15 protein-coding genes and 1 pseudogene are annotated in these 21,055 nt (G+C 44.0%); 10 read left to right on the plus strand and 6 right to left on the minus strand.

Going from position 1 to position 21,055, the window contains the following annotated elements:
* Nucleotides 1–104 precede the first annotated feature (104 nt).
* From V5G28_RS21875 to V5G28_RS21890, 4 genes are all read left to right on the plus strand, one after another.
* Nucleotides 105–4,577: an NB-ARC domain-containing protein gene (locus tag V5G28_RS21875; RefSeq protein ID WP_332991029.1), complete on the plus strand. Its 4,473-nt coding sequence runs from the start codon at nucleotides 105–107 to the stop codon at nucleotides 4,575–4,577.
* A gap of 282 nt (nucleotides 4,578–4,859) precedes the next feature.
* Nucleotides 4,860–5,933: a glycosyltransferase family 4 protein gene (locus V5G28_RS21880; RefSeq protein ID WP_332991032.1), complete on the plus strand. Its 1,074-nt coding sequence runs from the start codon at nucleotides 4,860–4,862 to the stop codon at nucleotides 5,931–5,933.
* Nucleotides 5,934–6,041: 108 nt separating this feature from the next.
* The gene (locus V5G28_RS21885; RefSeq protein ID WP_332991034.1) at nucleotides 6,042–6,968 is read left to right on the plus strand and encodes a S66 peptidase family protein; all 927 of its coding nucleotides are present in this window, start codon (nucleotides 6,042–6,044) and stop codon (nucleotides 6,966–6,968) included.
* A 98-nt stretch (nucleotides 6,969–7,066) separates the two neighbouring features.
* A complete protein-coding gene (locus V5G28_RS21890) occupies nucleotides 7,067–7,267 on the plus strand; it encodes a type II toxin-antitoxin system VapB family antitoxin (RefSeq protein WP_069347431.1) in 201 nt (66 codons plus the stop codon).
* Between the two features lie 148 nt (nucleotides 7,268–7,415).
* Here the strand turns inward: V5G28_RS21890 and V5G28_RS21895 are convergent, their stop codons facing one another.
* Nucleotides 7,416–7,679, minus strand: a complete 264-nt coding sequence (locus V5G28_RS21895; protein ID WP_096569868.1) for a SemiSWEET family sugar transporter — start codon at nucleotides 7,677–7,679, stop codon at nucleotides 7,416–7,418.
* A gap of 130 nt (nucleotides 7,680–7,809) precedes the next feature.
* Between V5G28_RS21895 and V5G28_RS21900 the strand changes: the two are divergent.
* Nucleotides 7,810–7,956 (plus strand): annotated as a pseudogene (locus V5G28_RS21900) (LD-carboxypeptidase); the annotation flags it as partial.
* 40 nt (nucleotides 7,957–7,996) lie between these two features.
* Here V5G28_RS21900 and V5G28_RS21905 read toward each other — a convergent pair.
* The gene (locus tag V5G28_RS21905) at nucleotides 7,997–10,063 is read right to left on the minus strand and encodes a S9 family peptidase (protein WP_332991039.1); all 2,067 of its coding nucleotides are present in this window, start codon (nucleotides 10,061–10,063) and stop codon (nucleotides 7,997–7,999) included.
* 268 nt (nucleotides 10,064–10,331) lie between these two features.
* Here V5G28_RS21905 and V5G28_RS21910 point away from each other — a divergent pair, with 268 nt between their 5' ends.
* The gene (locus V5G28_RS21910) at nucleotides 10,332–10,442 is read left to right on the plus strand and encodes a helix-turn-helix domain-containing protein (protein ID WP_332991070.1); all 111 of its coding nucleotides are present in this window, start codon (nucleotides 10,332–10,334) and stop codon (nucleotides 10,440–10,442) included.
* A 265-nt stretch (nucleotides 10,443–10,707) separates the two neighbouring features.
* Here V5G28_RS21910 and V5G28_RS21915 read toward each other — a convergent pair whose 3' ends face one another.
* The gene (locus V5G28_RS21915; RefSeq protein ID WP_332991041.1) at nucleotides 10,708–11,472 is read right to left on the minus strand and encodes a hypothetical protein; all 765 of its coding nucleotides are present in this window, start codon (nucleotides 11,470–11,472) and stop codon (nucleotides 10,708–10,710) included.
* A 147-nt stretch (nucleotides 11,473–11,619) separates the two neighbouring features.
* Here V5G28_RS21915 and hemE point away from each other — a divergent pair, with 147 nt between their 5' ends.
* Nucleotides 11,620–12,675, plus strand: coding sequence for a uroporphyrinogen decarboxylase (hemE, locus tag V5G28_RS21920; protein WP_332991043.1), 1,056 nt, complete (start codon nucleotides 11,620–11,622; stop codon nucleotides 12,673–12,675).
* 103 nt (nucleotides 12,676–12,778) lie between these two features.
* On the opposite strand, the gene V5G28_RS21925 is transcribed toward hemE, so the two are convergent.
* The gene (locus V5G28_RS21925) at nucleotides 12,779–13,312 is read right to left on the minus strand and encodes a GNAT family N-acetyltransferase (RefSeq protein ID WP_332991046.1); all 534 of its coding nucleotides are present in this window, start codon (nucleotides 13,310–13,312) and stop codon (nucleotides 12,779–12,781) included.
* A gap of 132 nt (nucleotides 13,313–13,444) precedes the next feature.
* On the opposite strand from V5G28_RS21925, the gene V5G28_RS21930 reads away from it, so the two are divergent.
* On the plus strand, nucleotides 13,445–14,404 hold the full coding sequence (locus tag V5G28_RS21930) for an NAD-dependent epimerase/dehydratase family protein (protein WP_332991048.1): 960 nt from the start codon (nucleotides 13,445–13,447) through the stop codon (nucleotides 14,402–14,404).
* A gap of 424 nt (nucleotides 14,405–14,828) precedes the next feature.
* On the opposite strand, the gene V5G28_RS21935 is transcribed toward V5G28_RS21930, so the two are convergent.
* Both V5G28_RS21935 and V5G28_RS21940 read right to left on the minus strand, forming a co-directional pair.
* Nucleotides 14,829–16,838, minus strand: coding sequence for an HAD family hydrolase (locus V5G28_RS21935; RefSeq protein WP_332991050.1), 2,010 nt, complete (start codon nucleotides 16,836–16,838; stop codon nucleotides 14,829–14,831).
* Nucleotides 16,839–17,056: 218 nt separating this feature from the next.
* Complete coding sequence (locus V5G28_RS21940) at nucleotides 17,057–17,899, minus strand: hypothetical protein (protein WP_332991052.1); 843 nt, start codon at nucleotides 17,897–17,899, stop codon at nucleotides 17,057–17,059.
* A 1,137-nt stretch (nucleotides 17,900–19,036) separates the two neighbouring features.
* Between V5G28_RS21940 and V5G28_RS21945 the strand changes: the two genes are divergently transcribed.
* On the plus strand, nucleotides 19,037–20,623 hold the full coding sequence (locus V5G28_RS21945; protein WP_332991054.1) for a B12-binding domain-containing radical SAM protein: 1,587 nt from the start codon (nucleotides 19,037–19,039) through the stop codon (nucleotides 20,621–20,623).
* A 178-nt stretch (nucleotides 20,624–20,801) separates the two neighbouring features.
* Nucleotides 20,802–21,002, plus strand: a complete 201-nt coding sequence (locus V5G28_RS21950) for a hypothetical protein (RefSeq protein WP_041037465.1) — start codon at nucleotides 20,802–20,804, stop codon at nucleotides 21,000–21,002.
* Nucleotides 21,003–21,055: the final 53 nt, after the last annotated feature.

Genomic DNA, 21,055 nt, shown 5'->3' on the forward strand with positions numbered 1-21,055 from the left:
AAATATAAAAGTTAAATATAAAAGTTCTTTTGCCAACTTTCTGGCAACTTTTTATTCTGTCTACTATGTCAACGCGTAAGTACTAACCCTTTCTCCAAGCTCTTATGAGTAACAGCACGGGTGTCAAAACAATCCTGATTCTGACTGCAATTCCCCACGGATTGCGCTTGGATAAAGAAATTCGCTCAATTGAAGAAGCTATCCGACGTGCTGTCAAGCGGGATTTATTTAAGATTACACTTAGAACTGCTGTCCGCCCGACTGATATTCGCCGCGCTATTGCAGAAGAACAACCGCAAATCGTCCACTTTTGCGGACACGGGCAGGAAGATGGCAGCTTGGTGTTAGAAGACGACGGGGGAGAAAACAAGCCCGTCCCACCATCCGGACTAGCATCACTGTTTCAGTTGCACACAGATTATGTGGAATGCGTACTGCTTAACGCCTGTCATTCTGCCAAACCAGCTATTGCAATCAGTGAATATATTAATTATGCGATTGGGATGAATCAGCCGATTGGGGATAAGGCTGCGATCGCATTTGCTCAAGGTTTTTACGATGGATTGGGCTACCCAACTCCAGATAATCAAGATGCATATCAAAGAGCCTTTGAGGAAGGTCAGGTTGCAATTCAATTAGAACATCTTTCTGAAGGGCAAATTCCAGTTATTAAAACAAAAACTAAAGATCAACCGTATAAACCAATCTATAAAAACCGTTTACCGAAAGGTGTTCCTTTTCAAGCACCTCCTCTGCCAGCTTACTTTGTAGAGCGCCCAGAATACAGCCAAGACTTAAAAAATCGTCTGCTTACAGAATTATCAGATACTCGCACTTTGGTAATTACTGCTATTCACGGCTTAGGTTCTGTGGGAAAATCGACTCTAGCAGCTGCTTTGGCACATGATGAAGATGTGCAAACTCACTTTTGTGATGGCATTCTTTGGGCAACTTTAGGTCAGCAACCGGATGTCCTCCCACTACTCAGCGGTTGGGTGCAGGCTTTGGGTGACTATAACTTTAAACCAACCAGTATAGAAGCTGCTACCAATCATCTCCGGACTCTACTTTATGACAAAGCTGTTTTGTTGGTAGTAGATGATGCTTGGAATACCAAAGACGCACAAGCATTTAACATTGGTGGTTCTCGTTGTCAAGTGCTGGTTACAACTCGTGAGGGTATGATCGCTGATGCATTAGGAGCCAGCACTTACAGCTTGGATGTGATGAAGCCAGAACAAGCAATGGAATTGCTGACAAAGAAGCTAGGGCGTAACCTACAAGATTCAGAACGTCAGCCAGCAGCAGATTTAGCTGCATCGCTTGGTTATCTACCTCTGGCGCTTGAACTGGCTGCGTCTCAGGTTATGAGCGGTCTATCCTGGGCAATTCTGTTAAAAGATATTCAGGGGGAAATTGCCCGGTTAAAAACATTTGACAGACCGGGAAGTGGGGGAAATAGTGATGAAGCTTCTTTAAAAAAGCTCAGTTTAACTGCATCATTCAACTTAAGCATACAGCGTCTGGAAGAATTTGAACGCGAGAATTTTATATGGCTGGGGGTGTTACCTGAAGATGCTTCCATGACTCACAAAATGACGGCAACACTTTGGGATATGGATGATGAACGCGATGCTTCTGATATATTGGAATGTTTACGAAGCAAAGCGCTACTATTACCTGGTGTTTCTCTCCTTGACGGAACACGCACATATCGTTTACACGATTTATTGCATGACCTAGCACGTAATTTGTTAACTGCTCCTGAAAAACCAAAACGTCGTGGTGATTTGCTTGGATTGGGTTTGAAGTTGGTTGATGCTCATGTCACTTTTTTGGAGCGGTATCGAGAAAAAACTAAAAGTGGGCGATGGCATACCCTACCTAATGATGGTTATATACATCAGCGCCTGAGTTGGCATTTAGAAAAGGCAGGTAAAACAGAGGAAATTCACTCGTTGTTGCAAGAGGAAACAGAGACAGGAGGCAATGGGTGGTATGAGGCATGCGATCGCTTAGGGCAAAATGCCATTTTTGTGACTGATGTAGCACGTGCTTGGGAATTAGCAGAAGAGATGTTTCAGGAAAAACCTTCGCAATCAATAGGACTAGAGTGTCGTTATGCTCTGATGACTGCATCCCTTAATAGTCTGACAGCTAATGTACCAGTAGAATTGCTGCAAGCATTGGTGAAAAAAAATGTATGGACTCCTGAACAAGCATTAGCTTATACCCTACAAGGCTCGAATCCAGAACAAAAAGCGCGTAAGCTTACAGAGCTAGTCGATTGTTTGCCACTAAACCTAAAAGAACTAGCACTCTCAAAAGCACTGGCTGCGGCAAAACTGATTCAGGATGAGTCAGATCGCGCCAGGGCACTAGCAGCCTTAGCCGACAAACTGCCACAAGTATTACCCGAAGCACTGGCTGCGGCAAAACTGATTCAGGATGAGTCAGATCGCGCCAGGGCACTAGCAGCCTTAGCCGACAAACTGCCACAAGTATTACCCGAAGCACTGGCTGCCGCAAAACTGATTCAGCATGAGTATTCTCGCACCATGGCACTAGCAGCCTTAGCCGACAAACTGCCACAAGATTTATTACCCGAAGCACTGGCTGCCGCAAAACTGATTCAGCATGAGGAATTTCGCGCAGAGGCACTAGCAGCCTTAGCCGACAAACTGCCACAAGTATTACCCGAAGCACTGGCTGCGGCAAAACTGATTCAGGATGAGTATAATCGCGCCACGGCACTAGCAGCCTTAGCCGACAAACTGCCAATTGATTTATTACCCGAAGCACTGGCTGCGGCAAAACTGATTCAGGCTGAGTCAGATCGCGCCACGGCACTAGCAGCCTTAGCCGACAAACTGCCAATTGATTTATTACCCGAAGCACTGGCTGCGGCAAAACTGATTCAGGCTGAGTCAGATCGCGCCACGGCACTAGCAGCCTTAGCCGACAAACTGCCACAAGTATTACCCGAAGCACTGGCTGCGGCAAAACTGATTCAGGCTGAGTCAGATCGCGCCACGGCACTAGCAGCCTTAGCCGACAAACTGCCACAAGATTTATTACCCGAAGCACTGGCTGCGGCAAAACTGATTCAGGCTGAGTCAGATCGCGCCACGGCACTAGCAGCCTTAGCCGACAAACTGCCACAAGATTTATTACCCGAAGCACTGGCTGCCGCAAAACTGATTCAGTATGAGACATCTCGCGCCACGGCACTAGCAGCCTTAGCCGACAAACTGCCAGAAGTCTTACCCGAAGCACTGGCTGCGGCAAAACTGATTCGGGATGAGTATAATCGCGCCACGGCACTAGCTGCCTTAGCCGACAAACTGCCACAAGATTTATTACCCGAAGCACTGGCTGCGGCAAAACTGATTCAGGATGAGTATAATCGCGCCACGGCACTAGCTGCCTTAGCCGACAAACTGCCAGAAGTCTTACCCGAAGCACTGGCTGCCGCAAAACTGATTCAGTCTGAGTATAATCGCGCCACGCCACTAGCTGCCTTAGCCGACAAACTGCCAGAAGTATTACCCGAAGCACTGGCTGCCGCAAAACTGATTCAGCATGAGGAATTTCGCGCAAAGGCACTAGCTGCCTTAGCCGACAAACTGCCACAAGATTTATTACCCGAAGCACTGGCTGCCGCAAAACTGATTCAGCATGAGGAATTTCGCGCAAAGGCACTAGCAGCCTTAGCCGACAAACTGCCAATTGATTTATTACTCGAAGCACTGGCTGCGGCAAAACTGATTCAGGATGAGTATTCTCGCGCCACGGCACTAGCAGCCTTAGCCGACAAACTGCCAATTGATTTATTACTCGAAGCACTGGCTGCGGCAAAACTGATTCAGCATAAGTATTATCGCGCCAGGGCACTAGCTGCCTTAGCCGACAAACTGCCTGAAGTCTTACCCGAAGCACTGGCTGCCGCAAAACTGATTCAGCATGAGGAATTTCGCGCAGAGGCACTAGCTGCCTTAGCCGACAAACTGCCACAAGTATTACCCGAAGCACTGGCTGCCGCAAAACTGATTCAGGATGAGTATAATCGCGCCAGGGCACTAGCTGCCTTAGCCGACAAACTGCCATCCGATTTATTACCCGAAGCACTGGCTGCCGCAAAACTGATTGAGGATGAGTATAATCGCGCCACGGCACTAGCAGCCTTAGCCGACAAACTGCCAGAAGTCTTACCCGAAGCACTGGCTGCGGCAAAACTGATTCAGCATGAGGATTCTCGCGCCAGGGCACTAGCAGCCTTAGCCGACAAACTGCCATCCGATTTATTACCCGAAGCACTGGCTGCGGCAAAACTGATTCAGCATAAGTATTATCGCACCGATGCACTAGCTGCCTTAGCTCTCCCTTTGTCAAAGATACCAACAACTCTACTTTTTCCAGCCTGGGGGCAGACACTTCATGAGTTATCTCTCCGTACTCGTCAGAATTTATTGAAAGACATAGAGACACTAGTTCCAGTTATTTTTACATTAGGAGGTCAGGAAGCAATAGCAGAAGTGAGTTGTGCGATCTCAAATGTGGCACGATGGTGGCATTAACAATTCAAAATTCAAAATTCAAAATTCAAAATTAAAGACAGTTTGAGTATTGTAGGGTGTGCCGTGCTTACCGTATTTTGCCGACTACATCCGGGTTTTGCGTTCGCACTGCCCACCTTACGTGTTAAAGGTATGTAGTAGCGCTTTAGCGCTAAAGCGCTTACTACAAGCTAGCAATGTAAAGACGCGCCATGGCGCGTCTCTACACCATCACCAAATCTCACTAAAAATCCTTCACTGAACCGTATTGTTACATAAAGTGGTTGAAAATACCTTCTGCGGATGACTTCCAAACCTCTTAAACTCCTCTTTGTCTCTACACCCGTTGGACCACTTGGTACTGGACTTGGCGGTGGTGTGGAATTGACTTTGTATAACATCGCCCAAGAAATGATCCGGCGTGGTCATAAACTGCAAATCATTGCCCCTTCTGGTTCCACATGGGATTCTCTACCAATTGTGCAAATTCCGGGCAATTTACAAATCATAGCCCAAAGTCAGGAACGCACAGCCCCTGTTACCATGCCAGAAAATTCCGTGCTGGCGAATATGTGGGATTATGCACGTCAGGTTCAAGGTGAGTACGATTTGATTGTCAACTTTGCTTATGATTGGTTGCCGTTGTATTTAACACCTTTTTTTCAACGTCCCATCGCCCACTTAATTAGCATGGGTTCATTGAGTAATGCCTCAGACGAAATTATCAGACAAGTTGCAAAGCGGTTTCCTGGTACGATTGGCTTTCATAGCCTCGCACAAGCTGCCACTTTCACTCTTGACGACCAGTTTTTTTGTTTAAGTAATGGAATTGATGTATCGCAGTATGAGTTTTGCGCCCAACCAAAACAACAGTTAGCTTGGGTAGGTCGAATTTCCCCAGAGAAAGGTTTGGAAGATGCAGTATCTATGGCGCAAATCACCAATATTCCATTAAAAATTATGGGTAAACTCCAAGATGAATCTTACTGGCAGCAGATTTGTCAGGATTACCCAAATGCACCTTTTGAATATCTGGGATTTCTATCAACTTCGCAAATGCAGCAAGTTGTGCGCGAGTGTCGGGCGTTATTGATGACACACCGTTGGGTGGAAGCATTCGGAAATGTCGCAATAGAAGCACTTGCTTGTGGAGTTCCCGTGATTTCCTATCGTCGCGGTGGTCCAGCGGAAATCGTTAAAGATAACAAAACGGGGTTTTTGGTAGAACCTGATAGCGTTCCTGGGTTAGTCGATGCTATTTCTCGCTTGGATGAAATCAACCGTCAAACCTGTCGCGCATCCGCAGAAACCGAATTTTCTCTGGAAGCATTGGGCGATCGCTTTGAACAATGGTTCATGCAAATTTTAAACTTTTGATTTTCGCCTCTTTAGTAACTTGTCAATCAACCTGCACTCCCGAACTTTTTCTTCGCGTCTAGAGCCTAGAGCGCCAGACAAAATAATATATATGCAAGAGGTCTATTCATGCAATCCAAAATCCAAAATCTAAAATCTAAAATTGTTCCACCACCTCTCAAACCTGGTGACTTACTACAAGTCATTGCGCCAAGTGGTGCTTTGCGAGAATTTGAGGCTTTCCAAAAAGGGGTGGAAATTTGGCGATCGCGTGGTTATCAAGTAGAAGTAATACCAGAGATAGATGACAAATCGGGATATTTAGCAGGTGAAGACGAACAACGTCGCGATCGCCTAGCAACAGCATGGAAGGAACCAGAGTGTCGCGGTATTCTTTGCGCTAGAGGCGGTTTTGGTAGCACCCGCATTTTAGAAAATTGGACTTGGCAGGATTCAGAAAACTCAGCACTTCCAAAATGGCTCATTGGCTTTTCTGACATCACTGCGCTTTTGTGGAGCCTTTACACAGCAGGGATTTGCAGCGTTCATGGTCCCGTACTGACAACTCTCGCCTCAGAACCAGATTGGTCAATTCAAAGGTTATTTGATTGCGTAGAAGGTCGCCCTCTTGCACCTCTAAAGGGTTGTGGTTGGGGTGGAGGTATTGCGACTGGTATCCTATTACCAGGTAATCTTACAGTGGCAACCCATCTTCTCAGTACGCCAATGCTACCAGATATGGATGGAGTGATTTTGGCATTCGAGGATGTGACAGAAGCCCCCTACCGCATCGACCGAATGCTGACGCAGTGGCGGATGAGCGGTGCTTTATCAAACGTCCGTGGGATTGCATTGGGTAGCTTTAGCCGTTGTGAAGCACCACCAAACGTTCCCAGCTTTAGTGTTGAGGAAGTGTTGCGCGATCGCTTGGGTGATTTGGGCATTCCCGTCGTCTCCGACTTGCCTTTTGGTCATGAAGCTCCCAACGCGGCTTTACCAGTTGGTGTATTAGCAACTTTGGATGCAGACCAAGGTATTTTGAGTTTAGGAGGCTAAGCTGTTAGGAAGTCTTTAACAGCTCTTTACCCTTTGAAAGGCCTCTAGACTAAGCAGTAAAATTTTAATAGTGCAGCAGTTTCGCCAAAAGCAAGTGCATGACCATCAATCTCCAAATAGACGAAGCTTTAATCCAAGAAGCTCTAGCCCTTGGGAATCAACAAACAGAGCGTGATGTGGTCGAAGAAGCATTGCGCGAATATGTGCAACGTCGCAAGCAACTTAAGGTATTGGATTTGTTTGGAACAATAGACTACCACGAAGATTACAACTACAAACAGCAGAGAAGGCTGCAATGAGAGCTTTACCAGTAGGTGTGAAGGTCACTTTAGATGCGGAACAGGGAATATTAGATATTATGCAATAGATGCATTCCTCTATTAGGCATTAGCCAACAAAATATCTCTAAACTCTCAAATCGGTTGGCTCTTAGCCTTGCTTAAGAAATTATTTATTTCTATAATAAATTGCCAATAATGTTACAGCACCACAAGCAATAAAACTAATTAAATTACCGTACATCAAAATCCAATCATTTTGGTAATAACCATAGAAAATACTGTTAAATTGAATAAAATTAAAGCCAGCAAAAGTTATTAAAGAAATATTTCTAGCACTTTGAGTTTTGAGAATTCTAATGGCTTGTGGAACAAATAAACTAGCATTGAATACAAATCCTAAGCCAAACAAAAAAGTGACTATTTCTTTCATGTTTACTATATGACAATCGATAAGGATTTTGAGAGTTTTCAAGCGTATATCCCTGTTCGTTTATTTAGCTAATTCGGGCAGAAGCCAACCGCTACCCCGAACTAAGTTCTTCGGACATATTACGCAAACGGGCGATCGCTTGGGTGATTTGGGTCTTCCCGTCGTCTCAAACTTGCCTTTTGGTCATGATGGATCGAACGCGGCTTTACCAGTTGGTACACTAGCAACTTTAGATGCAGAGCAAGGTATTTTGAGTTTAGAGGAAATCGACAAATGAGGGACAAAGGAGAGTATTTCTCCTTTCCCCGTGTCCTTTCCTACTCCCCCAAACCTAAGCGATCTAAAACAAAGGCATACTCAAAAGCTAATTCTTTCAAGCTTTCATAACGCCCAGATGCGCCGCCATGTCCTGCACCCATGTTGGTTTTAAGCAGGAGAATGTTGTTATCTGTTTTAAGTTCTCGTAGTTTTGCCGTCCATTTGGCTGGTTCCCAATATTTGACGCGAGAATCATTCAAGCCAGCGACGATCAGGGTATCTGGGTAATCCTTCGCCTCCACGTTATCGTACGGCGAGTAGGACTTCATGTAGTCGTAATAAACTTTGTCGTTGGGATTACCCCATTCTTCCCATTCCATAGCTGAGAGGGGTAGGGAGGTATCCAGTATTGTAGTCACTACGTCTACAAAGGGTACATCAGCAACGACGACTTTGAAAAGGTCGGGACGCATATTCATCACTGCTCCCATCAATAAACCGCCTGCACTACCGCCGGAAATGGCAAGGCGATCGCTCGATGTCCACTTTTCGCCAATCAAATATTCTGCACAGGCAATAAAATCGGTGAAGGTGTTCTTTTTCTTCAAGAACTTGCCATCTTCATACCACTTGCGCCCCATTTCTTCACCGCCACGAATATGTGCAACAGCAAACACTATCCCACGATCTAGCAGCGAAAGTCGATTGGAAGAAAAAGACGCCGGGTAAGATGCACCATAAGAACCGTATCCTGTAAGATACAAAGGATTTTTACCATCTTTTTTGATTCCCTGTTTGTAAACGATGGATATGGGAATTTGTGTACCGTCTTTCGCGGTAGCCATCAGCCACTCACTCTTATACTGAGTTCTGTCGTAGCCACCCAGAACTTCCGTTTCTTTTTTCAACTCCCGTTGATTTGTTTCCATGTCATAGTCAAACACAGATTGCGGAGTGATGAAAGAGGTGTAATTGAACCGCAAAATAGTCGTGTTAAATTCCGGGTTACTGCTTTCGTAAAAATTGTAGGTTGGCTCTGGAAAGGTAATGTTATGTTCCTCTCCTGTCGATAAATTTTGCACTCGCCCAATTGGCAATCCACCCTTTCTTTCGTAAATTACCATGTGATTGGCAAACAGGCTAACACCTGAGAGCAGGACATCTTCACGATGGGGAATGACAGTCTGCCAATTCTCTTTTTCTGGCGACGCTACCGAGGTTTTCATCAGTTTAAAGTTGATTGCCTCTTCATTTGTAACAATGTAAAAGTCATCACTGTGATGGTCAACGTCGTATAGCACCCCGGTATTTCGTGGCTGGATTAATTGAAAAGAGCCGATGGGATTATTAGCATCCAAATAGTGAACTTCTGATGTGATTGTGCTACCCACACCCATCAAGATGTATGCCTGACTCCGGGTTTTACCAACATATAAATGGTAAGCATCATCCGATTCTTGATAAATGAGAGCATCCTCATCAACAGAATTGCCTAAAGTGTGCCGAAATAGTTGGAAGGGACGGTTTGCCTCATCAATTTTGGTGTAGAATACTGTCTGATTATCATTACCCCAAGCCAAAGAATAATTAGTTTCAGAAATGCTTTCTGGGTATAACTCGAATGTCTTAAGGTCAAGAAAGAAAAGCGTGTATTGCTCAGCACCACTGGTATCAATGGAATAAGCTAAGATTTGATGATTAGGGCTAACTTGCAATACACCTAAGCTCAAAAATTCATGCTCTTTTGCTAGTTCATTTTGATCTAGCAGCACTTGTTCGGGAGCGTCGAGACTGCCCTTTTTACGGCAGAAAATTGGGTAAGCTTTTCCTTCTTCAGTACGTGAATAATAATAATAGTCATCTTTACGGTATGGCACTGACAAATCGGTTTCTTTAATCCGACTAAGCATTTCCTCGTAGAGCCTTGTTTGCAGCGCTTCAGTGTGCTGCATCATCGCATTGGTGTAAGCGTTCTCAGCTTCCAGATAAGCGATAACTTTCGGGTTGTTCTGCTCACGCATCCAAAAGTAGTTGTCAACTCGCTGCTCTCCGTGCAATTCCAATACTTGCGGCTGTTTTTCGGCGATGGGTGGAGTCACTGTAGTTTGTAAATCATGTTCGTTCATTTTTCTTAACTTTAACTAATTGGGGAGCTTGAGGGGCTATAAGTCCCCCACTATACCGCGCAAGCGGTTAGTGGTGGTTGTTGGAACCCCGAACAGGCAATTTTAGGGGTATGCGCCCTTCCTTGGCGCACGCGCAAAGCGCAAAGCGCTCAGCATGAGCGTAAGTCCTGCGGAGGCTTGTGCCAACGCGAACGATGCCTCTGAAATTGCCAATAGATAAGAGCTTACTGCTAGGTAGGTGTTGTGGTAAATTACTTTTATGCTGACAATGAACTTCACCTATCGAATTTACCCCGACGCTATCCAACAACAACTCATGCAGTCCTGGTTGGAGACGTGTCGATTTGTCTACAACCGTGCCTTGCGCGAGCTCTCGTGACCAGAAAGAAAAAGGTACAAGCCCCCAACGCGCGGTTATGGAAAAAGAAAAAATGTATTTCATCGAGTAGGCGCAAGCGTCTACGGCGTCCGCTGACTCAAGCCCCCAACTTCAGTTATGGGGTTCTTACTTTTGAATGCGTGAATGCGTGAATGCGTGAATGCGTGACTTCCCCGAAGGGGCTGATCTCTCTTCCCTACGGTAAGAATTGGTCAGAGGACGCGCACCAATTTCCCCAACATTCCTCCCACCACCAAATCAAAGATTATGGTGCGGGACTCCTGTCGGAACTAGTTGAAGTCCCTGTGATGTACCGTAAATTCGTTTTCAAGGTACACAAGCTAATAGCTGGAATCACTCCCAAAACCACCGGTGTCAATCCTTGTTCACATAAATACACAACCGGAACCCGGTTGACTTCTGGAATAAACTCCTGCACAAGCGAAAGCAACCAAACCAAGATACTGATGAATAGAAATGAAATTGAAGGCAGAAAATTCCACCACCAAGCATGTGTGGTGTACCGTCGCAGGACTAACCATTGGAAAAATCCAAGCCAAATTCCGGAAAGGATATATGCGATAGTTGACAAAAATCCAAAGATGACCTTTTGTTCAACAGATATTTGATTTAATGATGCGATGGATGCAATATAGTTAATCCATTGTGCGGAAACGCCGTTAGCAACTAGCCAACCCAGGCTAGTGGCAAACATCCACAACCAACCGGATAGGTATCTACGCAGAACAAGCGCTTGATCTGCAGCGAAAATGAGCGCAAACACAGTATTACTAAAATATTTTGCTAAGGTATACCATATTTTTTCTTGCAAAACCGCTCTTGGCAGCATCTCTACAATAGTTTTTTCTATGGCTATACTAGCAATTCCACCTACAACCCATCCTAAAAAGGTCATAAGCATAAATTGGATGAAGAAACTCTGGCGCTGGAAACGGGGTATTAAAAACTTTCGTGCTTTGGGTTCACCAGAAAATACTTTTTGAGAGGGTTGTTTTGAATGGGGTTGCATAAGAATTTAATATTTATTAAGTTTTAAGTCGGATTTGAGTAGAAGTTTTGCGATCTGCACCCCAAACGCTCTTGCTCTTCAAAAAGGAGAATCCTGGAATGATAAGCTAAACAATGACATAAAAAAGAGTTTAGGATGAACTGTTAAATGGGTATTTCTTCCAATGAACCTTATCTCCTCAGGGCAGCTCGTGGTGAAGTGTTAGACCGTCCCCCCGTATGGATGATGCGACAAGCGGGACGATATATGAAAGCTTACCGAGATTTAAGGGAGAAGTATCCTTCTTTTCGCGATCGCTCGGAAATACCAGAAGTAGCGATTGAGGTATCCTTGCAACCCTGGAAAGCCTTCCAACCGGACGGAGTGATTTTGTTTTCTGATATCGTCACGCCGCTTCCTGGTTTAGGCATTGATATGGATATCGCTGAAGGCAAAGGACCAATCATTGACTCGCCCATTCGCACCCAGGAACAAGTCGATAACCTGCATCCCTTAGAACCAGAACAATCCCTGCCTTTTATTAAAACAATTCTGCAGGCATTGCGGCAAGAAGTGGGCAACCAATCAACTGTGTTGGGCTTTGTCGGTGCGCCTTGGACATTAGCAGCTTATGCGGTGGAGGGAAAAGGTTCCAAAACCTATTCCATCATCAAAAACATGGCGTTCTCGGAACCGACGGTGCTGCATCAGCTGCTCACAAAATTCGCAGATGCGATCGCCACTTATGTCCGCTACCAAATTGACTGTGGCGCTCAAGTTGTGCAAATGTTTGATTCTTGGGCGGGACAGTTGAGTCCTCAAGATTACGAAACTTTCGCACTCCCCTATCAGCAGCGAGTTTTCCAGCAAGTCAGGGAAACTCATCCTGATACACCCCTCATTCTGCTGGTGAGTGGTTGTGGTGGTTTGCTAGAGAGGATGGCACTCTCAGGCGCAGATGTGATCACTGTAGACTGGACAGTGGATATGGCAGACGCACGCGAAAGATTAGGTAAGCACCTTAAAGTGCAGGGAAATCTTGATCCAGGTGTGCTGTTTGGTTCCAAAGAATTTATCCGCGATCGCATTTTCGATACTGTTCGCAAAGCAGGTAACAAGGGACACATTCTTAATCTAGGTCACGGTGTTTTACCTGAGACTCCAGAGGAGAATGTCGCTTTCTTCTTTGAAACAGCAAAGCAGCTTAGCAGTGCAGTTGTATGATCCGAGGTTAGGGGCGCAAAGCATTGCGCTCCCCCGCTGTCTCATTTCTATGCACAGTATTTCCTTTAGAGTCTATAGTGTATACAAGTTGGGTGCAATTGTACTAAGTTGGGGCAACTACGTTAAACATTTCAAGTTCCATTTTGTAATATCGGGTTGTGCGTCCTATTGGAATCATTCCTAACCTCTGGATAACACGGATTGACGCAGTATTTTCCTGCTGTACAATTGAACAAATTACGGGTAGTTTTAAGGTGTTAAATCCGTAATATAAAATTGCTTTTGCCGCTTCCGTCGCGTATCCCTTACCCCAAGCGGATTTTTTCAAATGCCAACCAATTTCATAATCTTGTGTGAATTGTTGATCCTCATCTCGTAGTTGCATGAGGACAATAGTTCCTACAATTTCTCCAGTTTCTTTAAGAACCATTGCCCATAAACCAGTTCCATTATTGACTTGGGCAGCTATTGTTACCCATCGTTGCAGTATATTTACTGTGCTTTCAAGACTCTCTGCTTTGGTGATGAGGAAGCGCGTAACTTCAGGGTCGTTGTATATCTCAAAAGCTTGTTTTGCATCCTCTTCTGGAATCCAGGTACGGATAATTAGGCGGTCAGTTTCAGCAATGATAGTCATGTAGAATGATTTTTAATATCAGTAAGGGCTTTTGCCCATATAGAAGTTGAAGTTATAGATTATGAATCTTGAAACTTTTTTCTCATTCACAATTCATAATTCATAACGCCTTAATCTTATTTGAAACTCCCTATGAGCCAGAAACGGATTTTAGTAACGGGTGCAAGTGGTTGTATAGGTCACTACATAAGTGAAGCCTTAATTCAAGAAACTCAACACGAACTGTATTTGCTAGTCAGAAACCCAAAAAAACTGCAAGTAGATACTCAAGCACGTCCTGGTGTGACTGTCTTGCAGGGTGATATGCAAGAAATAGGGCAATTTGCCGACTTGCTGAAAACGATAGATGCTGCTGTACTAACGGCAACGGCTTGGGGCGGTGATACCACTTTTGATATTAATGTACATAAAACGCACGAGTTGCTCAACTTGCTAGATCCAGACAGATGTGAACAAGTAATTTATTTTTCCACCGCCAGCGTTTTGGATCGTAACAACCAACCTTTGAAAGAAGCAGGGGAACTGGGTACAGATTATATCCGTTCCAAGTACGATTGCTTGCAAAAGATATCGCAGTTAGCCATAGCCCCCAAAGTGACCACTGTTTTTCCGACTTTAGTGCTGGGTGGCGATCGCAATAAACCCTATTCTCACTCAACATCTGGTATTCCAGACGTCACGAAATATATAGATTTGATTCGCTTTTTTGAGGCTGATGGCAGTTTCCACTTCATCCACGGACGAGATATTGCCACTGTCGTGCGGTATTTGATTGATAATCCTCCCAAAGAAGACGAACCGCGCTCATTTGTTTTAGGTCAGAAGCAGTTAACTGCTAATCAAGCAATTGAAGAAGTTTGCGCCTACCTTGGGAAAAAGATTTACTTTCGCATCCCTCTATCTATATCTTTAGCCAATTTAATTATCGTTTTGTTCCGCATTCAGATGGCTGCCTGGGATAGATTCTGTATGAACTATCGGCATTTTAGTTACCAAAATTTTATTAATCCCGGCAGTGTCGGTTTGCCAAATTATTGTGCGACGGTGAGTGATGTTTTAAAAATCAGTGGTGTTGAGCCATTAAGCAAGTAATATCAGGTTCGTTTGATGACTTACTATTCCCCTCCTCGCTTGCGGTGAGACCAGTGCTGCAGGAGGGTTTCCCGACAGCCAGGCAACTGGCGTTCGCGTAGCGTGCCGAAGGCATACCCGAAGGGGGAGGGGTTAGGGGTGGGGTCTTCGTACTGTGGGCAATTAAAGGGTTCTCGTTCTTAACTCAAAATTGACAGACTAGTGGTTGATGTCATTAATTTTGACATGTCGTAGGGGTCAGATCCCGGACTTCTTAAAGAAGTCCGGGATCTTGTAACCCATTACAATTAATGAAACAGACCACTAGTGGTTAACCGCATTAGTTTTGATATGAACGCACATGAGCGCAAACAGCGCTCAATGAGTCTAGGACTAAAGTCCTTCTACGAAATCATACAACCATCATAATTAATGACATAGACTACTAAGCTTTACGGAGAAGAACTTTTGTGGGAACCTTGGACTTAATAACCGAGAGCAAGCGGCGATAGCGGAGAAAACCTTTCATAGCCTTTTGGATTGGTGGGGCACTTTGGGCTATTGATCCCTCAAACCACAAACCTTGCTGATAAGCTAATCTCGCAGTCAAAAAAGATTTAGCAACACCTGTCCAGGGGTAGGATTGGGCTAGAGAGTTAGTCTTCTCACTATGACCTGCCTCCCAGGGAAAATCACCCCAAGCCTTTGCCTCTGTATCAGAAGGGTTCAACCAAAACGACTGAAGGACATCTGCAGAAGCTCCGCGCACATCTGCCCATGGATTCACTAAGCTGGCGTCAAGTAGCAGATTCTCTGTAAAACAGTAAACTGCCTTCCTAACAAGTGGTAGCCCCCAGTCAATGATCCTTTGATTATGTTCCTCCTTGAAAACCGGTCGAACTTGTTCACCTTCCTCCATGAAGCTGAGCACGGTACCATGATCTGCACTACAAAACATTTCCAGAGGAACAATACCCAACTCAGGTAAAACGTCTTTGAAGCCAGTTTTTGTCCGCAGATCAAAGAAATAGCCTTTCTTAGAGTCAGATTGATTGCCCTGGGAGTTACTCTTGAGACCATAAAATAGACCCACATGGAGTGTGCCACCGTTGGCATTCACAAGTGCGGCTAGGGAATCATACGAGCTGCCAAACCAACCTACATCAACTAATCCCTTTGACGTTGAGTCAAGCACTCCCTCTTGCTCCAGGTATTTCATCAGAACTTGCTGCTTCTGTTGTGCTTTCTGAAGAATGAGTTCACTGACTTCGCGTTTGTCAAGCATTGGGTGCAATACCTGCACCTCTTGCCTACTAAGAATTCGGGACCAATCTTTTTCTTTGAATCCAACAGCAGCCAAGCTATCACGAATCTCTTCCGGAGCAATAGAAACCCGCGCCAGAAAGTCTCGAATAGAAAGGGTACTCGTCCCATCCAAAATCCAGCTTGGTCTTTTCAGCATCTCCAATGCCTGCTGTGGATCAAGACTGACGACTGCTGGTAGATTCCACGATAGTCTGCTGCCATAGATATAACGAAGCTCGCAAGCATAATTGAGCTTACCGATTAATCTACGCGCTATTTCCAGCAAAATTTGACCATCTCTCGACACAAAGTAGAGCTTTTTTAAACCCATCAGCTGAGCCTGTTGGAGTACCCAGAGAACATAGCCGACTAATGTAGGAGCCACCACGCCAGCAGCGACATCACGCAGAGCCTCCTCTTTTGAGGACGACACCGGGACTTGCAAGCGCACTAGTCTGGAGGCACCAGCCATAGCAGAAGATAAGCCCTCTGTCGCATACGAATGTAATTCCAGTTTTTGCTCATATCTATTCAAGTTGCCTTCGGGAAAATGTTGAGCTTTCAACCCAACTTTTTTGGCACCTTGAACATCAACACGCAGATCGTTTCCATAATGAGATACTTCGGCAGGCGAAACACCCTCACGACTGAGCAATTCTCGGAAAAGTTGACCTGTTGCCTTCGATTTTCCGTATTCATTAGATACATACAGCAGATCACCATCTACCCAAAATGAATGACGCACTAACTGCTCTTTGATGAACTCAGCAGGCAAATACATATCGGACACGAAAACTACACGCTTGCTTTTGTTACGGGCAGCCTGTATAATCTCCTTTGCAATGGGGATTGGGCGAATCAGTTGAGACTCCAAGGCACATTCTAGGTGCATGATTTTTTCGCGTTGCTCATCAGTCAGTCGCAGCGCGATCGCAAGTTCTGTGTAAATTTGGTGCAAAGAATATTTTTCACCAACATTTCCGTATGCCCGGAACTCGGCTGTGGTGCGAGCATGAACAAAGGCTTCAGGCGTACAGTTAATTAGGGTAGAAGCTGCAAGTTGCTTACCTAGCAGGAGAAAGAACGCTTTTGGTGTTCCGACAACTCGCGTCAGAACGGTGTCAAAGACATCAAATGAAGAGATATGCATTGTATTAATGTATTTGTTTTTAGTAAAAATTAACCAAGCAACACCAGTTGCGACACTTACTATCCAATACGTGTCGCTTAACAGTATCCGTCACCCGCGCATGGTGCGGATACGGACACACTAACAAAGGCTGCCTTTGCAGCCTGTAGAAATTAGCCTACACAGGTAGGTTTAGTTTGTTTAGCCTGTTGGCTAATTCAAGAAGTATTCACCTACCATCAAGTTAACGCTAAATTAAACCAAAACTTGTGTCTGACATCCCTAACGTAATGTCTTAAAGCAATTTCTTTACTAGCAAATTTATCTGGATAAATAAACTGGTCTTCTACATTGAGAACATATCGTTCTGAGCACAGAGGCTTGCCCTGATTATGGTGAATTGTCAAATGCACCACTGTTTGTTCAGTAAAATATCCAGGCACTCCTTTAATATTCGCCAAGCGTTCAATAGCGAAACTCCAATCCAACTCGTGCTTGAATAAAATAAATCCAGCATTGATTGGATTTGACTTTTCGGAATCATCGTAAATGATTCTATCATCTAGTGAATTAGAGCAATCAGGTAGATATCTAGTATATTTATCGTCGGAAGTAGCTAACTGAACTAAGTCAATTCCACCTGGAAAAAATAAAATATCTGAATCTGTGTAGATAGTTGGACCATCTACAGGAATTGACATTAATGCCGACAACTTTCTGCCCATTGGATGCAGTTGGGCATATTCAGAAACACATTGAGGCAGATCGCTTCTAAGAAGTTTTTTTAAAGGCACCACCTCAACACAGGGATGTATACGGCGCAGTAAACGACAACTATCGTCAGTGTAGCTACCATCAGAAATAACAGTGAATGTATCTGGAATGCCGACATGACGGATGAATGACCGAATACTTACCACTTGTTCTGGCAAATCGCGCTCACATGATAAAGAATAGACATTTATCGGAGCTTTTCGATTTTGTTTGATAGGAAGGTTGACCAACTTAACGACTAAATTTCTATAAAGAGAACGAATAAATTGCCCTTGAAATTTAGCAGTATGATAACCGATGTTTACCATTTATTAATCCTCACACAAAACAAGAATAGTTAAGAATATACCTGGAGTCAGGCTTGGATTTGTAGATTGCAGGCTGCAATCCTACCCAGCCTGATATTATTTCAGGTCGCATGAGACTTTATACTAGATATAAGCTTAGTAATTGCGCAGAAATTACTTACCTGTTGAAAAAATGTAAGTCTTGATTGACAGGACTTCCAGCTATTAAAAAAGGTAACTGCTTCCTGCGGTTTTCCTTAGAAATGATTTCCTAATACTTAATTGATTAGCTCTCCCAAATTTTTCTAACCAATGATAACCTTCAACTATATCTAAGTAGTCTGTATTTTGTATCCTCATGTTTAATAATGAAGCTGTGAAGCTTCAAAAAAATATGGGTTTGTACTTAATACTAACGTATTTAAATGTGTGTATATGCAATTTCTAAATTTGCATCTGTATAAGATATTAATAGCCGTGTAAATACCAGGTCAATCAATATTTGTTTTATTTACAGATTTTTTAGATTCACAATGCAATATATGTCAGTATTCGTAATTTTAGGAGATACGTATTGACAGATAAATACTTATAAGATAGAATATTATTTTTTGCGATATGTCGTATAAGATGTTGCATGGTATCGCTGGCGATTAGGCAAGGAACAGCGCCCCAATGGGCGAACGCAATGCCTGCCTTGCCTAATCGCGATAGATAATATAGTGCTATGTTGTGCCTTTCATTTGCATGAGTGTAAGCAGCCAGGATGCTTGCTCGCATCAGGGTTTCTCTTTTTACGGTTGTCCAAATTGCTTACCAGTCCTCTGTAGAGCACATTTCGGTTAGGAAGGGTGCATATTATTCGTTTTTTATATAATAATTGACCGTTTTCTCTTCTCATTAAAAAGAAACAGAACTTACGTATGTATTATGAAGAAACGAACCGCGTAGACACGAAGTGGCGTAGTGAACGGGAGTGTATGTCCGTTAGGACAAGCCTAAAACACAAAGGACACTAAGAAATAAGAGTTTTAGAAAGTTATTGCGTAAGTCCTAATAAAAATAGAAACTTTAATTAAGAGAATTTCGTCGATACCTCAATAAACTTTTAATTTAGTTAAAGTGAAATAACACTTAGAGTGTGAGGTTTGACGGTTTATGCGAGTTTTATTGGTTTATCCTATTTTTCCCAAAACATTTTGGTCTTATGAAAAAATATTGGAATTAGTAGACCGCAAGGTTTTGTTGCCACCCTTAGGCTTGGTAACTGTCGCAGCAATTTTACCTCAAGAATGGGAATTTCAGCTGGTTGATCGCAACATCCGCCCAGTGACAGAAGAGGAATGGGCTTGGGCAGATGTGTGTATTTTCAGCGCGATGATAGTTCAAAAAGAAGATTTACTAGAGCAAATTCGCGAAGCAAAGCAACGTGGTAAGTTAGTTGCAGTCGGTGGTCCTTACCCCACGTCTGTACCTCATGCAGTTCAGGGAGTAGGTGCAGATTTTCTGATTCTGGATGAAGGGGAAATTACCCTACCGATGTTTGTCGAAGCAATTGAACGAGGTGAAACTTCTGGGACTTTCCGGGCTACAGAAAAACCGGATGTGACAAACACTCCAATACCCCGCTTTGATTTGCTAGACTTTGATGCTTACGACATGATGTCGATTCAGTTTTCCCGGGGTTGCCCTTTCCAGTGCGAATTTTGCGACATTATTGTTCTCTACGGACGCAAACCGCGTACCAAAACCCCCGCACAAGTATTGGCAGAGTTAGATTGCCTCTACAAGTTGGGTTGGCGGCGCGGTATTTTTATGGTGGACGACAACTTTATCGGCAACAAGCGCAATGTCAAGTTGTTGCTTAAAGAGTTAAAAGTCTGGATGGCAGAACACCAGTATCCATTCCGGTTTGACACCGAAGCTTCCATTGATCTCGCCCAAGATCCAGAATTAATGGAGTTGATGGTTGAGTGCGGTTTTGCGGCAGTGTTTTTGGGAATTGAAACACCCGACGAAGAAAGTTTGCAACTCACGAAGAAGTTTCAAAATACCCGTAGTTCGCTGACTGAGGCGGTGCAAAGCATTATCAAAGCTGGGTTGCGTCCAATGGCTGGGTTTATTATTGGTTTTGATGGCGAAAAACCAGGCGCAGGCGATCGCATTGTCCGCTTTGCAGAACTTGCAGCAATTCCGTCTACCACCTTTTCCATGTTACAAGCACTACCAAACACTGCCCTTTGGCACCGTCTCAAGAAAGAAGGACGACTGCGGGAAAACAAAGACGGCAATATTAACCAAACTACTTTGATGAACTTTATCCCCACCCGTCCCCTAGAAGACATTGGCAGAGAATATGTTGAGGCGTTTTGTACTTTATACGACCCAGTGCAGTACTTGGAGCGCACCTACCGCTGTTTCCTGCTCATGGGTGCGCCGAGTTGGAAAGCGCCGTCTAAAATGCCAGAGTGGGTTGTTGTCAAAGCCTTACTGATTGTTATCTGGAGACAAGGGATAAAACGGGAAACTCGCTGGAAGTTCTGGCACCACTTGTTTAGCATAATCAAGCATAATCCCAGCGTTGCAGAGCATTACCTTGCTACCTGCGCCCACAATGAGCATTTCTTAGAGTATCGCCAAATTGTACGCGAGCAAATAGAATCTCAGTTGGGTGAATATCTAGCACAAGGCGCAGAAAAACCATATGAAATGGTGAATGAGAAAGTCAGCGCTGTGGCTAGTTGACTATAGATAATTATTTAGTGTTCTGCTCTTAAGTGTTGAGCAAAGTTTACATTTATCCACAATCTGTATGCCATACATTAAACTTCATTGCAAAATAAGAAGATTAGGCAAAAGATCATGATAAGTATAGGTAATGTAAATCAACAATCGGGAAAGATTCAAGGAGAACACAGTGGCAATGGAATCAAATTTCAGAATCGGCGCAAATGCAGTGCATGATGATTTCAGTGAATATGTTGCCCATCTACAACTTCACATGGCTCTGCAATCTCGCAATCTGGTTCCAACCCTGAAACAGTCTTTGGAAGACAGCCGGGAGCAATTACTTCATCAAACCCAAGCCAATTTTGAAAAGCTAGTTTCTCGTAGAGCTATCTAGCCTATACAATTGTTTAATAAAAACGAACTAAAACAAACATAAAAGCAGATTTT

This window comes from Scytonema sp. PRP1 (assembly GCF_036697665.2).
Taxonomy (GTDB): domain Bacteria; phylum Cyanobacteriota; class Cyanobacteriia; order Cyanobacteriales; family Nostocaceae; genus Kalymmatonema; species Kalymmatonema gypsitolerans.